Origin of the sequence: Bradyrhizobium sp. dw_78 (assembly GCF_018449525.1) — a bacterium.
Lineage (GTDB): Bacteria > Pseudomonadota > Alphaproteobacteria > Rhizobiales > Xanthobacteraceae > Bradyrhizobium.
Genome location: NZ_JAAVUS010000002.1, coordinates 374542 through 391377 on the forward strand (window position 1 = coordinate 374542; position 16836 = coordinate 391377).

Consider the following 16836-nt stretch of genomic DNA (forward strand, 5'->3'; position numbering starts at 1 on the left):
GGCTCGCAATGACGGGAGAAGCGGGGCCAATTTTCATCGGCCCCCGCTCGAACGCCTTGAATATCAGAATTTGGAATATCAGAACTTGTAGGTGATACCGGTTCCGATCAGCCACGGGTCGAGATTGACCTTGCCGGTGACCGGCACAACTCCGGCGATCGTGCCGCTCCAGTCCGGACGCAGCCAGATCTTTTTGACGTCGACGTTCACGCCGATATGCTGGTCGATCATGTAGTCGAAACCGATCTGCGCGACCGGAGCTGCGGTATTGTGCAGGTCGCTGGAGGTGATGATCGTGCCCGCATTGTTGAAAGCGTTGCCGGCCGACTGGCTGAAGAAGACCGTATAATTCACGCCCCCGCCGATATAGGGCTTGAACGCGCCGAGCTCGGTAAAGTGATATTGCAGCGTCAGCGTCGGCGGAAGCAGCCAGGCTTTGCCGACATCGAGGCCGGCCGTTGCCGGAACGCCGGTGCCTGTCACGTCGTGACGGGTGGCACCGAGAATAAGTTCAGCGGCGATGTTGCGCGTGAAAAAGTAGGAGATATCCAACTCCGGAACGACCGCATCCGATACCTTCACGCCCGATCCCGGTACCTGGTCGACCGAGCCCGAATTTCGCGTCAAGACGCCGAGCGCACGCAAGCGAATCATCCAGGGATTCCAGGCTTCGACCGCCGGTGCCTTGGTGTAGGGCGCCGCAGCGGGCAGGTCGGCCGCGGAGCCGGCTGCCGCAAATCCAGAAAGGCCCGCAGCCAAAACAAGCGATGAAACCGCAATTCTTGTTTTTATCTTCATGAAAATCCCCATTAACGGCCGATACGAACGATTTCGCACTGGCTGATTTTCACAAAGGGCTGGCTGTCGATCGGAAAAATTGACCTCGATCAAATCATCCTTTTTTTCGTCCAAATCCCCGCGACTGTTGCCCCGCTGACACGTCATAGGTTACGGGAATTACGGATTTGGGATTGGTTCAACGCCACGTCGGGCATACCAGACGCATGCGTCAATGCGCACGCGAAGCGATTGCAGCTAGCCGCCGCACCACCGGCTACACATCGAAGCCGGCGTGCAGTTGCTCCTCGGGCTCGCAGCGATCGCCCAGGCCGCTTCACATTCCGGCCTCATCCTGAGGAGCGGCCATCGGCCGCGTCTCGAAGGATGATTGCGCGGCCTCACGGTTCTCCAGTCGATGCGAAGCATCGTCCTGAGACGGCGCCTTACGCGCCTCCTCACCACGAGGGTTTTCTTACTCCACCATCTCGGCGACCGCCTTGCCGCAGGCGGTGGTGTCGGCATTGCCGCCGAGGTCGCGGGTGCGCAGCGTGCGTTCGCCGAGCGTGCGCTCGATCGCGCCGACGATGGCGGCAGCCGCCTGCTTCTCGCCGAGATGCTCCAGCATCATCGCGCCGGACCAGATCATGCCGATCGGATTGGCGATGCCCTGCCCCGCGATATCAGGCGCCGAGCCATGCACCGGCTCGAACACCGACGGGAAATTTCCTTCCGGATTGATATTGCCCGACGGCGCGATGCCGATGGTGCCGGTGCAGGCCGGACCAAGATCGGACAGGATGTCGCCGAACAAATTGGAGCCGACCACGACGTCGAACCAGTCCGGGTGCAGCACGAAATTCGCCGTGAGAATATCGATGTGAAACTTGTCCCACTTTACGGCCGGATATTTCTTTGCCATCGCCTCCACGCGCTCGTCCCAATACGGCATGGTGATGGAGATGCCGTTGGATTTGGTCGCCGAGGTCAGGTGCTTCTTCGGCCGCGACTGCGCCAGATCGAACGCGAATTTCAGAATACGGTCGACGCCGATCCGCGTCATCACGGTCTGCTGGGTGACGAATTCGCGCTCGGTGTCCGGAAACATCCGGCCGCCGACCGAGGAATATTCGCCTTCGGTGTTCTCGCGCACCACCCAGAAATCGATATCGCCGGGCTTGCGGCCTGCGAGCGGCGACGGCACCCCCGGCATCAGCCGCACCGGGCGAAGATTGACGTATTGATCGAATTCTCGCCGGAACTTGATCAGCGATCCCCACAACGAAACGTGATCGGGGATTTTAGCCGGCCAGCCGACCGCACCGAAATAGATCGCATCGTGCTTGCCGATCTGTTCTTTCCAGTCGTCCGGCATCATCTGGCCGTGCTTGTCGTAATAATCCCAGGACGCGAAATCGAAATGGTCGAAATGCACGGCGACGCCGTGCTTTTTGGCCGCCGCTTCCAATACCCGCAACCCCTCCGGGGCGACTTCCTTGCCGATGCCGTCGCCGGGGATGACCGCGATCCGGTATTGCTTTTTTGCACTGCTCATCGAGATCTCCCTTCGCTGTTGCCACGCCGGCAACGCCGCTTATTTGGCCGGGACTGCAATGGACCAAACCCGGCCGGGGTGCAACACTGCATTGCGATGTTGACCGCTCCGGCGGCCTGCTCCTAACTATCCAAACCCCCTCGCTATTCCCCGATATCTCGAACCCGGCGTCTCCAACAAAAAAGAGCAATCCCATGGATCTCCATTTGCGTGGCAAGCGTGTCCTGATCACCGGCGCATCGAAAGGCATCGGCGCCGCAGCGGCCGAGGCGTTCGCCGAAGAAGGCTGCCATCTCCTGCTAGCCGCCCGCAGCGGCGATCAGCTCAAGGCGCTCGCGGAACGGCTACGCGCCTCGCATCAAATCGACGCGACCGCGCTTGTCGTCGACCTGCGCAAACCCGAGGACATCGCCCGGCTGGTCAAAGAGGCTGCCGAAATCGACATCCTCGTCAACAATGCCGGCGACATCCCCGGCGGGCCGCTCGACAAGATCGACGAAGCGACCTGGCGTCACGCCTGGGACCTGAAGGTGTTCGGCTATATCAATCTCACCCGCGCCATCTATGCGCAGATGAAGGCGCAGGGCCACGGCGTCATCGTCAACGATATCGGCGCCGCCGGTGAGAGGTTCGACGCCAATTATATCTGCGGCAGCGCCGGCAATGCCGCACTGATGGCGTTCACCCGCGCGCTCGGCGGCAAGAGCCTCGCCGATAATATCCGCGTGGTCGGCATCAATCCCGGCCCGGTCGGCACCGACCGCCATATCACCTTGCAGAAGACGCGCGCCAGGAACCAGTTCGGCGATGAAAACCGCTACACCGAATTCCAGAAAAGCCTGCCGCTCGGCCGTCCCGCGCATGCGCGCGAGATCGGCGACCTGATGGCATTCCTGGCCTCGGACCGCTCCGGCTATACCTCGGGCGTGATCTTTACCGTCGACGGCGGTATCGCCGCAGGCTGGGGCTAGGCAAAACATTCAAATGCCGTCATTCCGGGGCGATGCAAAGCATCGAACTACGATGTGCAATGGCACATCGGAGAATCTCGAGATTCCCCGATGCGCCATTGCGCATCTGAGGTCTGGTGCTGACGCACCATCCCGGAATGACGGCGTACCTAATTAAGCCGTCCGCTCGAACAGATGCCGGATCAGCCGATCGCCGCCGGGCTTTGGCGCGTTCCACTTTGCCGGAAAATGTTCTACAGCACCATGCGGTGCCTACGAAGCGGAATGAACGGAGAAATGCGAGTGGCTGATCAGGGATTGGTTCGGGAAACGGCGTGTACCATCGTCGATAAATTGAATTCCGGCGAGGTCACACCGCTCGACCTGCTCGACGTGCTGGAAAAGCGGATCGCGGAGGTCGACGGCAAGGTCAACGCGTTGCCGACACTCTGCTTCGACCGCGCCCGAACCCACGCCAAGGCGCTGATGAAAAAGCCCGCCGCCGAGCGCGGACTGCTCGCCGGCTTGCCGATACCGATCAAGGACCTGACCAATGTCGCGGGCGTGCGGACCACCCAGGGTTCGCCGATCTACACCAACAACATCCCCGCGCGCTCCGATATCCTGGTCGAGCGGCTCGAAACCAACGGCGGGGTGATCTACGCCAAATCGAACACGCCGGAATTCGGTGCCGGCGCCAATACCTTCAACGAAGTGTTCGGCGCAACGCGCAACCCCTGGGACATTTCACGATCCGCCGCCGGCTCCTCGGGCGGCGCGGCGGTGGCGCTCGCCACCGGCACGGCCTGGCTCGCCCAGGGCTCCGACATGGGCGGCTCCCTGCGCAATCCCGCGAGCTTCTGCGGCGTCGTCGGCCTGCGCCCGAGCATCGGCCGGGTCGCGCGCAGCCCCGCCTTCAAGATCGACCGCAATCTGACGGTGCAGGGACCGATGGCCCGCAATGTCGAGGATCTCGCACTGTTGCTCGATGCGATGAGCGGCGAGCATCCGGCCGATCCGCTGTCCCTGCCCCTGCTGCCGACTTCGTTCCTGTCGTCCGCCCGATCCGGCAACAAGCCCAAGCGCATCGCCTATTCGCCCGATCTCGGCATCACCCCGGTCGATCCCGAGGTCGTGGCCATCACCCGCAAGGCGGCGCAACGTTTCGCCGAGGCCGGCGCGATCGTCGAGGAGGCGCATCCGGATTTGCGCGAGGCGCATGAATGTTTCCACGTGCTGCGCGCGTTCGATTTCGCGATCAGCAAGGCGGCGCTACTGCGCGACAAGCGCGACCAGCTCAAGCCGGAGGTGATCTGGAATATCGAGGAGGGCCTCAAGCTCACCGTCGAGCAGCTGGAACGCGCCGAAGCGCAACGGGTCGCGATGACCGCGCGCACGCTCGAATTCTTCAACAGCTACGATTTGTTGCTGGCGCCGGCCACGATCGTGCCGCCCTTTCCGGTCGAGAACCGCTACGTCGCCGAATGCGCCGGCAAGAAATTCGACAATTATGTCGAATGGCTCGGCATCGTCTACGCGATCACGCTGGTCTGTTGCCCGGCTTTGTCGTTGCCGTGCGGCTTCACCGCCTCCGGCCTGCCGGTCGGGCTTCAGATCGTGGCGCCGCCGCGCGGCGAGGCCCAGCTTCTCGCAGGCGGCAAGTTGCTGGAGGATATTCTGGGCGTGCGCGGCACGGTCCCGATCGACCCGCGCCCGGCCAAATAGCACCGATACGGGACACATCGCCGGAAGGAACCGTGCGCGGTCCGCGGCGATTGCCGTTATGGTCCGGAAGCACGGCCTAAAGGGCCGATACCCTGGCACGGCCACAGCATCGTGAATAACTAGATCCCGACATCGCCGGGGAAGACATGACCGAGGAAAACGACCCGCCTCCGATCAGCAAGCTGACGCGCAGCAAGCAACGCTGGGCGCAGCAGGGACGCTTTCTCACCGGCAAGACGGCGCGGCCGCAGGAGCAACGCCTGCCGCCCGGACAGCATCTGACCCGGGACTGGCCGGTGCTCGACCTCGGGCTGACGCCGAACATTTCACGCGAGCGCTGGCGGCTCGACGTGTACGGCGCGGTCGAAAATCCGATTTTCTGGAATTGGGCCGCATTCACCGCGCAGCCGCAGACACAGTTCCGGTCCGACATCCACTGCGTCACCACCTGGTCGCGTTACGACAACCAGTGGGAAGGGCTAGCGACCCGCGACCTGCTGGCGGCCTGCCGGCCGCGCGACGAAGCCCGCTTTGTCGTGCTGCATTCCCATGACGGCTACACCACGAATCTCGCGCTGGAGGATTTCGCCGCCGAGGACGCCCTGCTCGCGCATCGCTGGTCGGAGGCGCCGCTGGAACAGGAGCATGGCGGCCCGGTGCGGCTGGTGGTGCCGCATCTCTATTTCTGGAAAAGCGCCAAATGGCTGCAACGCATCGAATTCCGCAGTGACGATGCGCCGGGCTATTGGGAAGTCCGCGGCTATCACAATCGCGGCGATCCCTGGCAAGAACAACGCTATTCCAACGACTGACGTAGCCGCCCTAACGATGGAGAACGCCGGTGCCTTATGAACGCTTCCAATTCACGGGCGCGGACGGCCATCAATTGGCCGCGGCGCTGGATACGCCGGACGGCGCGGTTCGTGGCTATGCGCTGTTCGCCCACTGCTTCACCTGCGGCAAGGATGCGCTCGCGGCCAAACGCATCGCCGTGGCGCTGGCGGCAAAAGGCATCGCGGTGCTGCGGTTCGATTTCACCGGCCTCGGCTCCAGCGAAGGCGATTTCGCCAATTCGACCTTTACGTCGAATGTCGCCGATCTCGTCCGCGCCGCCGATCATCTGCGCGAGACCCGCCAGGCGCCGGCGATCCTGATCGGCCACAGCCTGGGCGGCGCCGCGATCCTCGCCGCCGCCGGACAAATTCCGGAGGCGAAGGCGGTCGTCACCATCGCCGCGCCCTCCGATCCCGCGCATATCACCAACCTGTTCAAGGATCGCGTCGAGGATATCCGCAGGCTCGGAACGGCGGAAGTCTCGCTCGCCGGCAGGCCGTTCCGCATCACGCGCGAATTCCTCGACGATGTCGCCGAGCACGAGCTGATGGCGCATGTCGCCGGGCTGCACAAGGCGCTGTTGATCATGCACGCGCCGTCCGACGACACCGTCGGCATCGACAACGCGACCCGAATCTTCGTCGCCGCCAGGCATCCCAAGAGTTTCGTGTCGCTGGCGGACGCCGACCATCTGCTGACCGGCAAGGGCGACGCCCTCTATGTCGCCGATGTCATCGCCGCCTGGGCCGAACGCTACATCGATCCCGCCGCGATCGAACCGGCGGCCGATCCCAGCGCAGCGCCGCGCAACGTCGTGGTGCGCGAGACCCGCACCGGCAAGTTTCAGCAGACGATCACCGTCGGACCGCATCAGATGATAGCCGATGAGCCGGTCGCGGCCGGCGGCGCGGATAGCGGTCCCGGCCCCTATGACTTCGTGCTGGCCGGACTCGGCGCCTGCACGTCGATGACCATGCGCCTCTATGCCGACCGCAAGTCGCTGCCGCTGGAGCGAACGACGGTGACGCTGACGCACAGCAAGATCCATGCGGAAGACTGCGCCGAGTGCGAAACCAAGGCCGGCATGCTCGACCGGATCGACCGGGTCATCGCGATGGAAGGCCCGCTCGACGCCGAACAGCGCCAGAAGCTGCTGGAGATCGCTGACAAATGCCCGGTGCATCGCACGCTGACGTCGGAGATCCACATCGTGACCAAGGCCGCGGGTTAAGGCAGCAGCTCTACGCCGAGGCCAGCGGCCGGACCCGCAGCGCGCCGCGCAGGCCGATGGCGGTGCCGAGAAAGATTCCGGCCACCGCCACAAAGGACGCCAGCGCCAGCGTCGACAGGCCGGTCAGGCCCTGCCCGACCGAACAGCCTAGGGCCATCGCGCCGCCGGCCCCCATCAGCACCGCGCCGCCGACCGAGCGCAGCATGTGTTGCGGCGAGGTATAGCCTTCCCAGTGGAAACGTTGCGTCGCCAGCGCCGTCATCAGGCTGCCGGTGAAAACGCCGATCACCGTCACGATGCCGAAGTTCAATGTCAGTCCCGTCGACAGCATCGCGTATTGCAGCGTATCGGCGATCGGCGCGACGAAAGTGAGCGAGGTCACCGGCGTCGGGTTGAAGTCGTCGGCGCCGAGGCAACCGGTGGCGAACCATCCCGCGGCGATCAACAGGCCGACGATGGCTCCCGCCGCGATCTGGCCCCAGGCGCGCTGGAACGGGACGTGGGCAAAAGCGAAAATGATCAGGGCCGCGCTGATGACCGGCGCCGCGAGCGTTCGCGCAAAAGTCTCGCTGACGCCGAATTTGGCAATCAGCGCCGGCAGCGAGGTCGCACTTGCCGTCATCTGCGTCCATTGCAACAGCGCGATACGCCCCGGCGCGATCAGCCCCTTCAGCGTCATCTCCGCGGCGACACCGAGCACGATCACCACGACCAGCGAGCGCAGATTGCCGCGCCCCAGCAGCACCAGCGCGCGCGAACCGCAGCCGTTCGACAGCACCATGCCATAGCCGAACAGCACGCCGCCGACAAACATCAGCGGCGCCGAAAAGGTCGGCTGCAGGTAGATCGACTTGCCGAGATCGACCACCTGCCGCACGGCGAGAAGCTGCGTCGCCGCGATCGCCACGCCCATCGCCAGCGCGTAGCTGCGCACCAACCGGCTGTCACCCTGCGCCCACCAGCCGCGCAGACTGCTCATCAGGCAAAACCCGCTGAGCAGGCCGACCGAGCCATAGATCAGGCCGATCACCAGGCCGGACAGGATGACGATATTGGCAGCGGATGGCATGTCCCGGTCCCGAATGTTCTGGCGGTTCTATCAGGCCGGCCGCAGGACGACGCGATCCCGCGCCGATCCCGAGACCGCGAGAAACGCGGCTTTCGCGTCTTGCAGCGGATAGATCGCGCTTGCCTTGATCGGAAACGGCTTGAGATGGCCGGAGGCGAAGCCGGGACCGAGTTCCCGGAGCACCGCACCGGTCGCGACCGATGACAGCGCCAGCGTGTCGATGCCGACATAGGTGTGCTGGCCGCGATAGAATTCGAAGATGTTGAACGACACGATTTTCTCGATCGCCGCGATCAGGATCTGGCGGCCGCGCACCGCCAGCGATTTATGCGCCGCCTGAAAATAAGGATCGCCGACGGTGTTGAAGACGATGTCGGCGCCCTTGCCATCGGTCAATTCGCGAACGCGCGCCGCGACATCGGTTGCGGACGCGTCGATGATGTCGACCTTTGAATTGGCGTGGCCTTCGTAAGCCTCGCTCTTGCGCACCACGCCGATCGCACGCGCGCCATGCCAGGTCGCGATCTGGGTCGCGGCCTGACCGACCTTGCCGTTGACGCCCATCACCAGCACGGTCTCGCCGGGCTTGGGAATGCCGGCGCGGCGAAAACCTTCCATCGCGGTGACAAAGGGCACGCCGATCCCGGCGGCCTCCTCCCACGAGATATTGTCCGGCTTCTCGACCGGGGCATCGGCCTCGACCACGAGATGCGTGGCATGGGTGCCGTCGCGCCGGATTCCAAGATCACCGGACGAACCGAACACCTCGCGGCCAATCCACTGTTTCGGACCATCGATCACGCGGCCTGCGTAGTCGCGGCCGGAGGTGCGCGGGAACACTGCATAGGGCATCAGGCCGGTGGCGGCCTTGACGTCGGACGGGTTCACCGCCGCCGCCTTGATTTCGATCAGCACGTCCTTCGCGGCACGCGACAACGGGCGGCGTTCGATCACCGGCGCCAGCGCATCCGGCGTGTCTGCCTTCGCCAGCAGACGCACGCAACGCGCCTCGACGGTCATCGGCGAACCATCTGATACTTTCGGGGAAGACGCCATCGACGTTCCAGGGTTTCGGATGCGCTTTTGAGGCCACGGGATTCGTTGACACCATGGCCGCTTCGCATCATGACTAGCTATCTCATCGCTTAGTTCAAGAGGCTTGTTCCAACAAGCCCGGCGGCAGCCCAGGGAGGACGTTTTGGATCGATCTCACAGCGCGGAGAGACCAAAGTGGAGGTGAAAGCGACGCTGTCGCCCGACGATCTCGCCCGCGCCTGCGCCGACGCGATGTGGCAGCAGGACGACGCCAGCAAGGGCCTCGGCATGGAAATCCTCGAGGTCAAGCCGGGCCAGGCCACGCTGGCGATGACGGTCCAGCCGCACATGGTCAACGGCCAGCGGATCGCCCACGGCGGCTTCATCTTCACGCTGGCGGATTCGGCTTTCGCCTTCGCCTGCAACACCCATAATGAACGCGTCGTCGCCGCCCACGGCAATATCAGTTTCATCCGGCCGGGCCAGCTCGGCGACCGGCTGATCGCGACCGCCACGGAAATCTCGCGCAGCGGCCGCTCCGGCATCTATGATGTGCGCGTCACAGCGGGTGACGTCGTGATCGCGCAATTCCGCGGCCATTCCCGCAGCATCGGCGGGGCATGGTTGCCGCCAGATGACGGTACTAAATAAAAAACGTCAGATGACAAACTAAATAAAAATCATCATTCGGGGAAACGCACGATGGCTTCGATCAGCCTTCAATCCAGGGGAAGCGGCACCGGCGCCGGAATGGATGAGACCGAGCGCGCCTCGCGCGACGAGATCATGGCGCTGCAAACCAGGCGCCTCGCCTGGTCGCTGGTACACGCCTACGACAACGTCGCGCATTACAAAAAGGCCTTCGACAGGGCCGGCGTGCATCCCTCCGATTTCAAGCGGCTCGAAGACCTTTCGAAATTTCCGTTCACGGTGAAGACCGATTTGCGCGACAATTATCCGTTCGGCATGTTCGCGGTGCCGCGGGAAAGACTGGTCCGCGTCCACGCCTCTTCCGGCACCACCGGCAAGCCGATCGTGGTCGGCTATACCAGGGCCGACATCGACATGTGGTCGGAGGTGATGGCGCGCTCGATCCGCGCCGCCGGCGGCCGCAGCGGCATGATCATGCACAACGCCTATGGCTACGGCCTGTTCACCGGCGGCCTCGGCGCGCATTACGGCGCCGAACGACTGGGGTGTACGGTGGTGCCGGTTTCCGGCGGCATGACCGAGCGGCAGGTGCAGCTCATCAACGACTTCAGGCCCGACATCATCACGGTGACGCCGAGCTACATGCTGGCGATCCTCGACGAGTTTAAAAAACAGGGGCTCGACCCGCGCCAATCGTCGCTCAAATTCGGCATCTTCGGCGCCGAACCGTGGACCAACGCGATGCGCGCCGAGATCGAAGCGGCCTTCGACATGGATGCGACCGATATCTACGGCCTGTCGGAAGTGATCGGCCCCGGTGTCGCGCAGGAATGCGTGGAGACCAAGGACGGCCTGCACATCTGGGAAGACCATTTCTATCCCGAGGTGATCGATCCCGACACCGGCGAGGTGCAGCCCGAGGGCGAGAAAGGCGAACTGGTGTTCACCTCGCTGACCAAGGAAGCGTTTCCGATCATCCGCTACCGCAGCCGCGACCTGACCCGGCTGTTGCCGGGCACCGCGCGGCCGGGCATGCGGCGGATGGAAAAGGTCACCGGCCGCTCCGACGACATGATCATCCTGCGTGGCGTCAACGTGTTCCCGACCCAGATCGAGGAAGTGCTGCTCGCCACCGACTGGTGCGGCGGCCATTTCATCATCGAACTGACGCGCGAAGGCCGGATGGACGAGATGACGGTGCTGGCGGAAGCCCGCCCCGAAAGCTGGGACGGCAGCGGGTTGACCACCCATGCCGAGAAGGTTTCGACCTTCATCAAGAACACCATCGGCATCACCACGCAGATCCGGGTGGTGGCGCCGGAGACGCTGGAACGCTCGCTCGGCAAAGCCAAGCGGGTGTTAGACAAGCGGCCGAAGGCTTAGTTGCTCACCTCGTCATTCCGGGGTGTCGCGCAGCGACGAACCCGGAATCTCGCGCCATAACCTCTGGATTCCGGGTCTGCGCCTTGCGGCGCATCCCGGAATGACGAAAGGGCTCACACATGGTCGTAATCGACCACGACCTTGTCTGACACCGGCCGCGCCTGGCAGGTGAGGATGAATCCCGCCTCGAGCTCCCACGGCTCCAGCGAATAGTTCACTTCCATTTCGGCCTTGCCTTCGACCAGCTTGGCGCGGCAGGTCGAGCACATGCCGCCCTTGCACGCGAACGGCAGATCCAGGCCGGCGCGCAAGGCAGCGTCGAGAATCGCCTCACCTTCGGCGACCGGCACGTCGCGCCGCTTGCCATCGACGATCAGCGAGGCGATCGCCTTGGGCGGCGCACCGGCCGGCACCACCGTCTTCGGCCGGGGCCTGCCGCCAAGCCCCGAGACGAAACGCTCGACATGGATGCGGTCATCGGCGATGCCGATGTCGCGGCAGCTCGCCTCGATATCCTCGCTCATGCCGGTGGGGCCGCAGATGAAGACATGATCGACGCTCGCGGCCGGAATCAGCGAGCGCAGCAGCACCCTCACTTTCTCGCCGTCGAGCCGTCCGTGCAGGATCGGGATATCCTGCTCCTCGCCGGAGATGACGTGAAACACCGAAAGCCGCTGCATGAAACGATCCTTCAGCTCTTCCAGCGCTTCGCGGAACAGCATGCCGCCGGTGGTGCGGTTGCCATAGAACAGGAAGAACCGACTGTTCGGCTCGCGCGCCAGCACGCCTTTCACGATCGACAGGATCGGCGTGATGCCGGAGCCGGCGGCAAAGCCGACATGGACCCGCGCCTGCTCGGGCGCGGGTGCGACGCCGAAACGGCCGGTCGGCGTCATCACGTCGAGTTCATCGCCGCGCTTCAATTCTTCGGCCGCCCAGCTCGAGAACGCGCCGCCATCGACCTTCTTCACCGCGATCCGCAATTCGCCGTCGTCGGGTCCGGAGCAGATCGAATAGGAACGGCGGATTTCCTCGCCGTCCATCATGGTGCGCAGCGTCAGATATTGGCCGGGCGTAAAACTGTAATCATCCGCGAGATCCTTCGGAATCGCGAAGGTCAGCGATACCGCATCCGGCGTCTCGCGACGCAGATCGTTGACGGCGAGACGGTGAAAGCGTGGGGTTGGCGACGACATGGTCAGTGACACTTGAAATAATCGAACGGTTCGCGGCAGCTTTTGCAGCGCCACAACGCCTTGCAGGAAGTCGAGCCGAATTCGGACAGCACCTCAGTATCCGTGGAGCCGCATTGCGGACACGTTACCCGTTGCTCGCCGAACAACGCGCGGCGACCGCCTCCGGCTTGCGGCGGCGCGATGCCGTAATCGCGGAGCTTGCGGCGGCCGTCGTCGCTCATCCAGTCGGTGGTCCAGGCCGGCGACAGCACGGTGCGGATTTTCGGATCCGCGATGCCCTCGCGCTCCAGCGCCAGCTCAATCTCCAGCGCGATCATGTTCATCGCGGGGCAGCCGGAATAGGTCGGCGTGATCGAAACCTCGACATGGCCGTCGCTCACCGTAACGTCACGGAGCACGCCGAGATCGGCGATGGTCAGCACCGGTATTTCGGGATCGACGACATCAGCCGCGGCCTTCCAGGCGCGCTGCCGCAATTCGCCATCGCTGAGCGCCACGGTCACCATGTCGTCCCCGGAAAGGTCCGCGGCATCGATTGCAGCTCGCTGAGCAGATGGCCGAGATGTTCGCTGTGCCGGCCACTGCGGCCGCCCTGCTGCATCCAGTCACTCTCGGGGAGAACCAATGTCGCTTCGCGCGCGACCTCGGAAACCGTCTTGAGCCATTGCGGACGCAGCGCCGCCGGGTCGACCGCGATGCCGGCGTCGATCAACCCGCGCTCGCTGCCGTCGGCCTGAAACATCTCGCCGGTAAAAGCCCAGAGCTGGTCGATCGCGGCTTGCGCGCGGACATGGCTTTCCGCGGTGCCGTCGCCGAGCCGGACGATCCATTCCGATGAATGCCGCACATGATAGGCGCTCTCCTTTTCGGACTTGGCCGCGATCGCGGCGAGCGTGGGGTCGGCCGATTTCATCATCGCGCGCCAATAAAGATCGGCGAACGCCGCATAGAAGAACTGCCGCACCATGGTCTGCGCGAAATCGCCGTTCGGCTGTTCGACCAGCAAGAGGTTGCGGTACTGCCTGGCGTCGCGGAGATAGGCGAACTTGTCTTCGTCGTTGTCCCTGTCCTCGGCCTTCGCGGCATAGCTATAAAGCTCACGGGCCTGGCCCAGCAGATCGAGGCCCATATTGGCGAGCGCCATGTCCTCTTCCAGCATCGGCGCGTGGCCGCACCATTCCGACAGCCGATGTCCGAGGATCAGCGCATCGTCGGCGCGGCGCAGCGTGTACAGCACCAGCGGCGTTTCGGAGACCTGGATATTGGCGACGGCCATTTTCAATCACCTGTTTGCGCGGCCGTCACTGCGAGCGAAGCAAAGCGATCCATGGCTGATGGAAAACTGGATTGCTTCGTCACTTCGTTCCTCGCAATGACGAAAACGAAATCACATATGCCCGACCTCTTCCGGCACCTCATAGAACGTCGGGTGACGGTAGATCTTGGATTCCGCCGGCTCGAACATCATGCCTTTTTCGGACGGATCGGAAGCCGTGATCGCGTGCGACGGCACCACCCAGATCGACAGGCCCTCGCCGCGGCGGGTGTAGATGTCGCGCGCGGCCTGCAGCGCCATTGTCGGATCGCTCGCATGCAGCGAACCGACATGCCTGTGCGCCAGGCCATTGCGGCTGCGGATAAAGACTTCCCAGAGCGGAATGTTCGGCGTCGCCATCGCGGCCTCCCTGAATTGATTACGCGGCCTGCGCCGCGGATCTTTGCCTGCGCTTCTCGGCATAAGCGGCAGCAGCCTCGCGCACCCAGGCGCCTTCGTCGTGCGCCTTGCGCCGCGCCGCGATGCGATCGCGGTTGCAGGGGCCGTTGCCGGCGAGCACCTGGTTGAATTCGGTCCAGTCGATCTCGCTATAGACCCAATGGCCGGCTTCATCCTGCTTCATGCCGGGGTCGGGAATAATGAGGCCGAGATAGTGCGCCTGCGGCACCGTGGCATCGACGAATTTCTGGCGCAGTTCGTCGTTGGAAAAGCGCTTGATCTTCCACCGGGTCGAGGCGTCGCTGTGCTGGCTTATCGTGTCAGGCGGGCCGAACATCATCAGCGCCGGCCACCACCAGCGGTTCAGCGCGTCCTGCGCCATCGCCTTCTGCTCTTCGGTGCCGCGCGCGAGCGTCAGCATGATTTCGAAACCCTGGCGCTGGTGGAAGGATTCCTCCTTGCAGACGCGGATCATCGCGCGCGCATAGGGGCCATAGGAGCAGCGGCATAGCGGAATCTGGTTCATGATCGCCGCACCATCGACCAGCCAGCCGATCGTGCCGATGTCGGCCCAGGTCAGTGTCGGATAGTTGAAGATCGAGGAATATTTGGCCTTGCCGGCCAGCATCATGTCGACCAGTTCCTCGCGCGAGGCGCCGAGCGTCTCGGCCGCGGCGTAAAGATAGAGCCCGTGGCCGCATTCGTCCTGCACCTTCGCCAGTAGCGCCGCCTTACGCCGCAGCGTCGGCGCCCGCGTGATCCAGTTGCCCTCGGGCAGCATGCCGACGATTTCGGAATGGGCGTGCTGGGAAATCTGCCGCGTCAGCGTCTTGCGATAAGCCGCCGGCATCCAGTCGTTAGGCTCGATGCGCTCGTCGGCATCGATGCGCGCCTGAAACTGCGCCGCCCGGCCAGCGTCCTCGATATTGCGGTCTTCGGCGTCCGACGTATTGAGCGCTTGCGTATACATGGCCGGCCTCCCCCGGAATTTCTTGGGGGTTAACGTATAACACAAATTTCAAAATACAAGTTATTTTTGTAACATATTCACGCCTCGCCGAACCGCCGCGCCAGTTCGTCGCCCGCCTTGGGCAGCGCCCCGCGCTGGTTGCTGGCGTTGCGGTCGAGCCATTGTTCCGACAGCGGAAGCAAGCCGCGATAAATCTCGCCGCAGAGCTGGCGCGCGGCCCTGCCCGGCCAGTCCTTCGGGAGCAAGGCCGGCGGCAATAGCGGGTCGCGCAGCACCACGCGGCGATAATGGTGGATCAGCAGGATACGGGCGGTGAAGGCGGCGGCGTCGGAAAGGGTCTCGCGGCGGGCGATCCAGCCACGCAATGGCTCGAAGGTCTTGATGAATTTCAGATAGGCGCCGGCGGTGCGATCGAGCGGCCAGCTCTCGCTGAGCAGCCGCCGGCCGCTATCGTCTTCGGCGGACAGTTCCAGACGGATCGCGCGGCCGGCCTCGTCCGGTATCGGAACGCCCGACGGCGCGACCCAGACACCCGGCATCGGGCTGCCGAAGCCCGCATTCTTCAGCGCCTCGCGCGCGGCGTCGCGATCTTCCCCGTTTCCGATCAGCAGCAGTTCAAAGCGGCCGGTCCAATCGGATGGCGGCGGATCGTAGATATGCCGGGTCGCTGCATCGAAGGTCTGCCGCCCCTTCCTGGCCAGCCGGTAAAAACTGTTACGGCCGACCTTGTCGCGCTCGAGCCAGCCATCGGCCGCGAGCCGCGACATCGCCGTGCGCACCACGCCGGCGTCGATGTCGAGCATCTCAAAGAACGCAAGCAGCGTCCCGAGCCAGACCGAGCCGCCGCGCGGCACGATGGCGTCGCCGAACACGGTGATGGCGATGGAGCCGGTGCGCGAGGGTTCGCGCTTGAGCTGTGCGACTATTCGAGCAAGCGGCTGCGGCATCCACCACGCATAGCGCGTTTTGCCAATTTACGACAATGCGGGGCTCATCGTCCTCATCCTTCGAGACGGCGCAAGACGCCTCCTCGCCATGAGGATTACGGTCACTTACGGCCCGCAATAAAAAGAAGGCCCGCCAGAGCGGGCCTCAAAGGACAGATAGTCAAGACGAGCCCGGTCAGGCGGTCTTGTTGTAGACCTTGGACAGATTGTCCTGCGCGGTCTTGGCGCCGTCGGTGACGAGCTTGCCGAGATATTCGCTCGCCGCCTTCGCCCGTGATGCGAAGGTCTCGCCGCCCGCGCGAACCAGATCGGACTGGATCTGAACCGCCTCGCTGAGCGAGGTCGCGGAAGCAAGCTTGTCGATGCCGGCAAAGAACGTTTCAGCATCCTGATAGACGGCCTGCTGAATGTTGCGGCTGATCTTGGCCGCTTCGCCGACCGAACCGGTGGCAGCATTTTCGATCACGGAAGTCACCCGCTCCGAACCGGCATGGAAGTCGGCGGCGCGTTCTCTGGCCGTATTGGCCGTCTTCTTGACGAATTCCCTGGCAGATTCGGGAACCGTGAGATTCTTGAACGCATCCGTGACAGGCGCGAAGGCGTCCTTGAAGCTCTCCAAAAGCGAATTTGGGGTCTCAGTGGTCATAGGTGTCTCCATCCTTAATATCTAAGCTATGGGTTCCGCCCCGTCCGACTCTGGCCCGGAGCGTAATTTTTATGCCATGATTAATGATGCAATGCAACATAAATGTTGCATTGCAATATCACCGCCCCCGGATCTTTTGACGGAACGACCGCA

The 16836-nt window shown here is 63.6% G+C and carries 17 protein-coding genes; 6 read left to right on the forward strand and 11 right to left on the reverse strand.

The features are described from left to right. Positions 1-78: 78 nt before the first annotated feature. Both HB630_RS07575 and HB630_RS07580 read right to left on the reverse strand, forming a co-directional pair. Positions 79-798, reverse strand: a complete 720-nt coding sequence (locus HB630_RS07575) for an OmpW family protein (RefSeq protein ID WP_249780717.1) — start codon at positions 796-798, stop codon at positions 79-81. Between the two features lie 454 nt (positions 799-1252). Beyond that, positions 1253-2332, reverse strand: coding sequence for a tartrate dehydrogenase (locus HB630_RS07580; RefSeq protein ID WP_213771389.1), 1080 nt, complete (start codon positions 2330-2332; stop codon positions 1253-1255). Between the two features lie 194 nt (positions 2333-2526). Between HB630_RS07580 and HB630_RS07585 the strand changes: the two genes are divergently transcribed. From HB630_RS07585 to HB630_RS07600, 4 genes are all read left to right on the forward strand, one after another. Next, positions 2527-3303 (forward strand): SDR family oxidoreductase, encoded by a 777-nt coding sequence (locus tag HB630_RS07585; RefSeq protein ID WP_213771391.1) that lies wholly within the window; start codon positions 2527-2529, stop codon positions 3301-3303. 276 nt (positions 3304-3579) lie between these two features. Beyond that, the gene (locus tag HB630_RS07590; RefSeq protein WP_213771393.1) at positions 3580-5007 is read left to right on the forward strand and encodes an amidase family protein; all 1428 of its coding nucleotides are present in this window, start codon (positions 3580-3582) and stop codon (positions 5005-5007) included. Between the two features lie 146 nt (positions 5008-5153). Next, complete coding sequence (locus HB630_RS07595; protein ID WP_213771395.1) at positions 5154-5819, forward strand: sulfite oxidase-like oxidoreductase; 666 nt, start codon at positions 5154-5156, stop codon at positions 5817-5819. A 29-nt stretch (positions 5820-5848) separates the two neighbouring features. Then, positions 5849-7072, forward strand: coding sequence for an alpha/beta fold hydrolase (locus HB630_RS07600; RefSeq protein ID WP_213771397.1), 1224 nt, complete (start codon positions 5849-5851; stop codon positions 7070-7072). Between the two features lie 10 nt (positions 7073-7082). Here the strand turns inward: HB630_RS07600 and HB630_RS07605 are convergent, their stop codons facing one another. Together HB630_RS07605 and HB630_RS07610 are read right to left on the reverse strand one after the other, a co-directional pair. After that, entirely contained in the window at positions 7083-8141 is a 1059-nt protein-coding gene (locus HB630_RS07605) for a YeeE/YedE family protein (RefSeq protein ID WP_213771399.1), read from the reverse strand. A gap of 30 nt (positions 8142-8171) precedes the next feature. Next, positions 8172-9197 carry a zinc-binding alcohol dehydrogenase family protein gene (locus HB630_RS07610; protein WP_249780718.1) on the reverse strand — a complete coding sequence of 342 codons (1026 nt, stop codon included), beginning with the start codon at positions 9195-9197 and terminating at the stop codon, positions 8172-8174. 174 nt (positions 9198-9371) lie between these two features. Between HB630_RS07610 and paaI the strand changes: the two genes are divergently transcribed. Continuing rightward, complete coding sequence (gene paaI, locus HB630_RS07615) at positions 9372-9827, forward strand: hydroxyphenylacetyl-CoA thioesterase PaaI (protein ID WP_213771401.1); 456 nt, start codon at positions 9372-9374, stop codon at positions 9825-9827. Between the two features lie 51 nt (positions 9828-9878). Continuing rightward, positions 9879-11210, forward strand: coding sequence for a phenylacetate--CoA ligase PaaK (gene paaK / locus HB630_RS07620; RefSeq protein WP_213771403.1), 1332 nt, complete (start codon positions 9879-9881; stop codon positions 11208-11210). A 113-nt stretch (positions 11211-11323) separates the two neighbouring features. On the opposite strand, the gene paaE is transcribed toward paaK, so the two are convergent. From paaE to HB630_RS07655, 7 genes are all read right to left on the reverse strand, one after another. Then, complete coding sequence (paaE, locus tag HB630_RS07625) at positions 11324-12406, reverse strand: 1,2-phenylacetyl-CoA epoxidase subunit PaaE (RefSeq protein WP_213771405.1); 1083 nt, start codon at positions 12404-12406, stop codon at positions 11324-11326. 2 nt (positions 12407-12408) lie between these two features. Next, the gene (gene paaD / locus HB630_RS07630) at positions 12409-12912 is read right to left on the reverse strand and encodes a 1,2-phenylacetyl-CoA epoxidase subunit PaaD (RefSeq protein ID WP_213771407.1); all 504 of its coding nucleotides are present in this window, start codon (positions 12910-12912) and stop codon (positions 12409-12411) included. Further along, the gene (gene paaC, locus HB630_RS07635) at positions 12906-13682 is read right to left on the reverse strand and encodes a 1,2-phenylacetyl-CoA epoxidase subunit PaaC (RefSeq protein ID WP_213771409.1); all 777 of its coding nucleotides are present in this window, start codon (positions 13680-13682) and stop codon (positions 12906-12908) included. The genes paaD and paaC overlap by 7 nt, the downstream gene beginning before the upstream one ends. Before the next feature lie 111 nt (positions 13683-13793). Then, a complete protein-coding gene (paaB, locus tag HB630_RS07640; RefSeq protein ID WP_213771411.1) occupies positions 13794-14081 on the reverse strand; it encodes a 1,2-phenylacetyl-CoA epoxidase subunit PaaB in 288 nt (95 codons plus the stop codon). Positions 14082-14100: 19 nt separating this feature from the next. Further along, entirely contained in the window at positions 14101-15090 is a 990-nt protein-coding gene (gene paaA / locus HB630_RS07645) for a 1,2-phenylacetyl-CoA epoxidase subunit PaaA (protein WP_213771413.1), read from the reverse strand. A gap of 77 nt (positions 15091-15167) precedes the next feature. After that, positions 15168-16037: a phenylacetic acid degradation operon negative regulatory protein PaaX gene (gene paaX, locus HB630_RS07650; RefSeq protein WP_213771414.1), complete on the reverse strand. Its 870-nt coding sequence runs from the start codon at positions 16035-16037 to the stop codon at positions 15168-15170. Positions 16038-16212: 175 nt separating this feature from the next. After that, positions 16213-16683, reverse strand: coding sequence for a phasin (locus HB630_RS07655; RefSeq protein ID WP_213771416.1), 471 nt, complete (start codon positions 16681-16683; stop codon positions 16213-16215). Between the last annotated feature and the right edge of the window lie 153 nt (positions 16684-16836).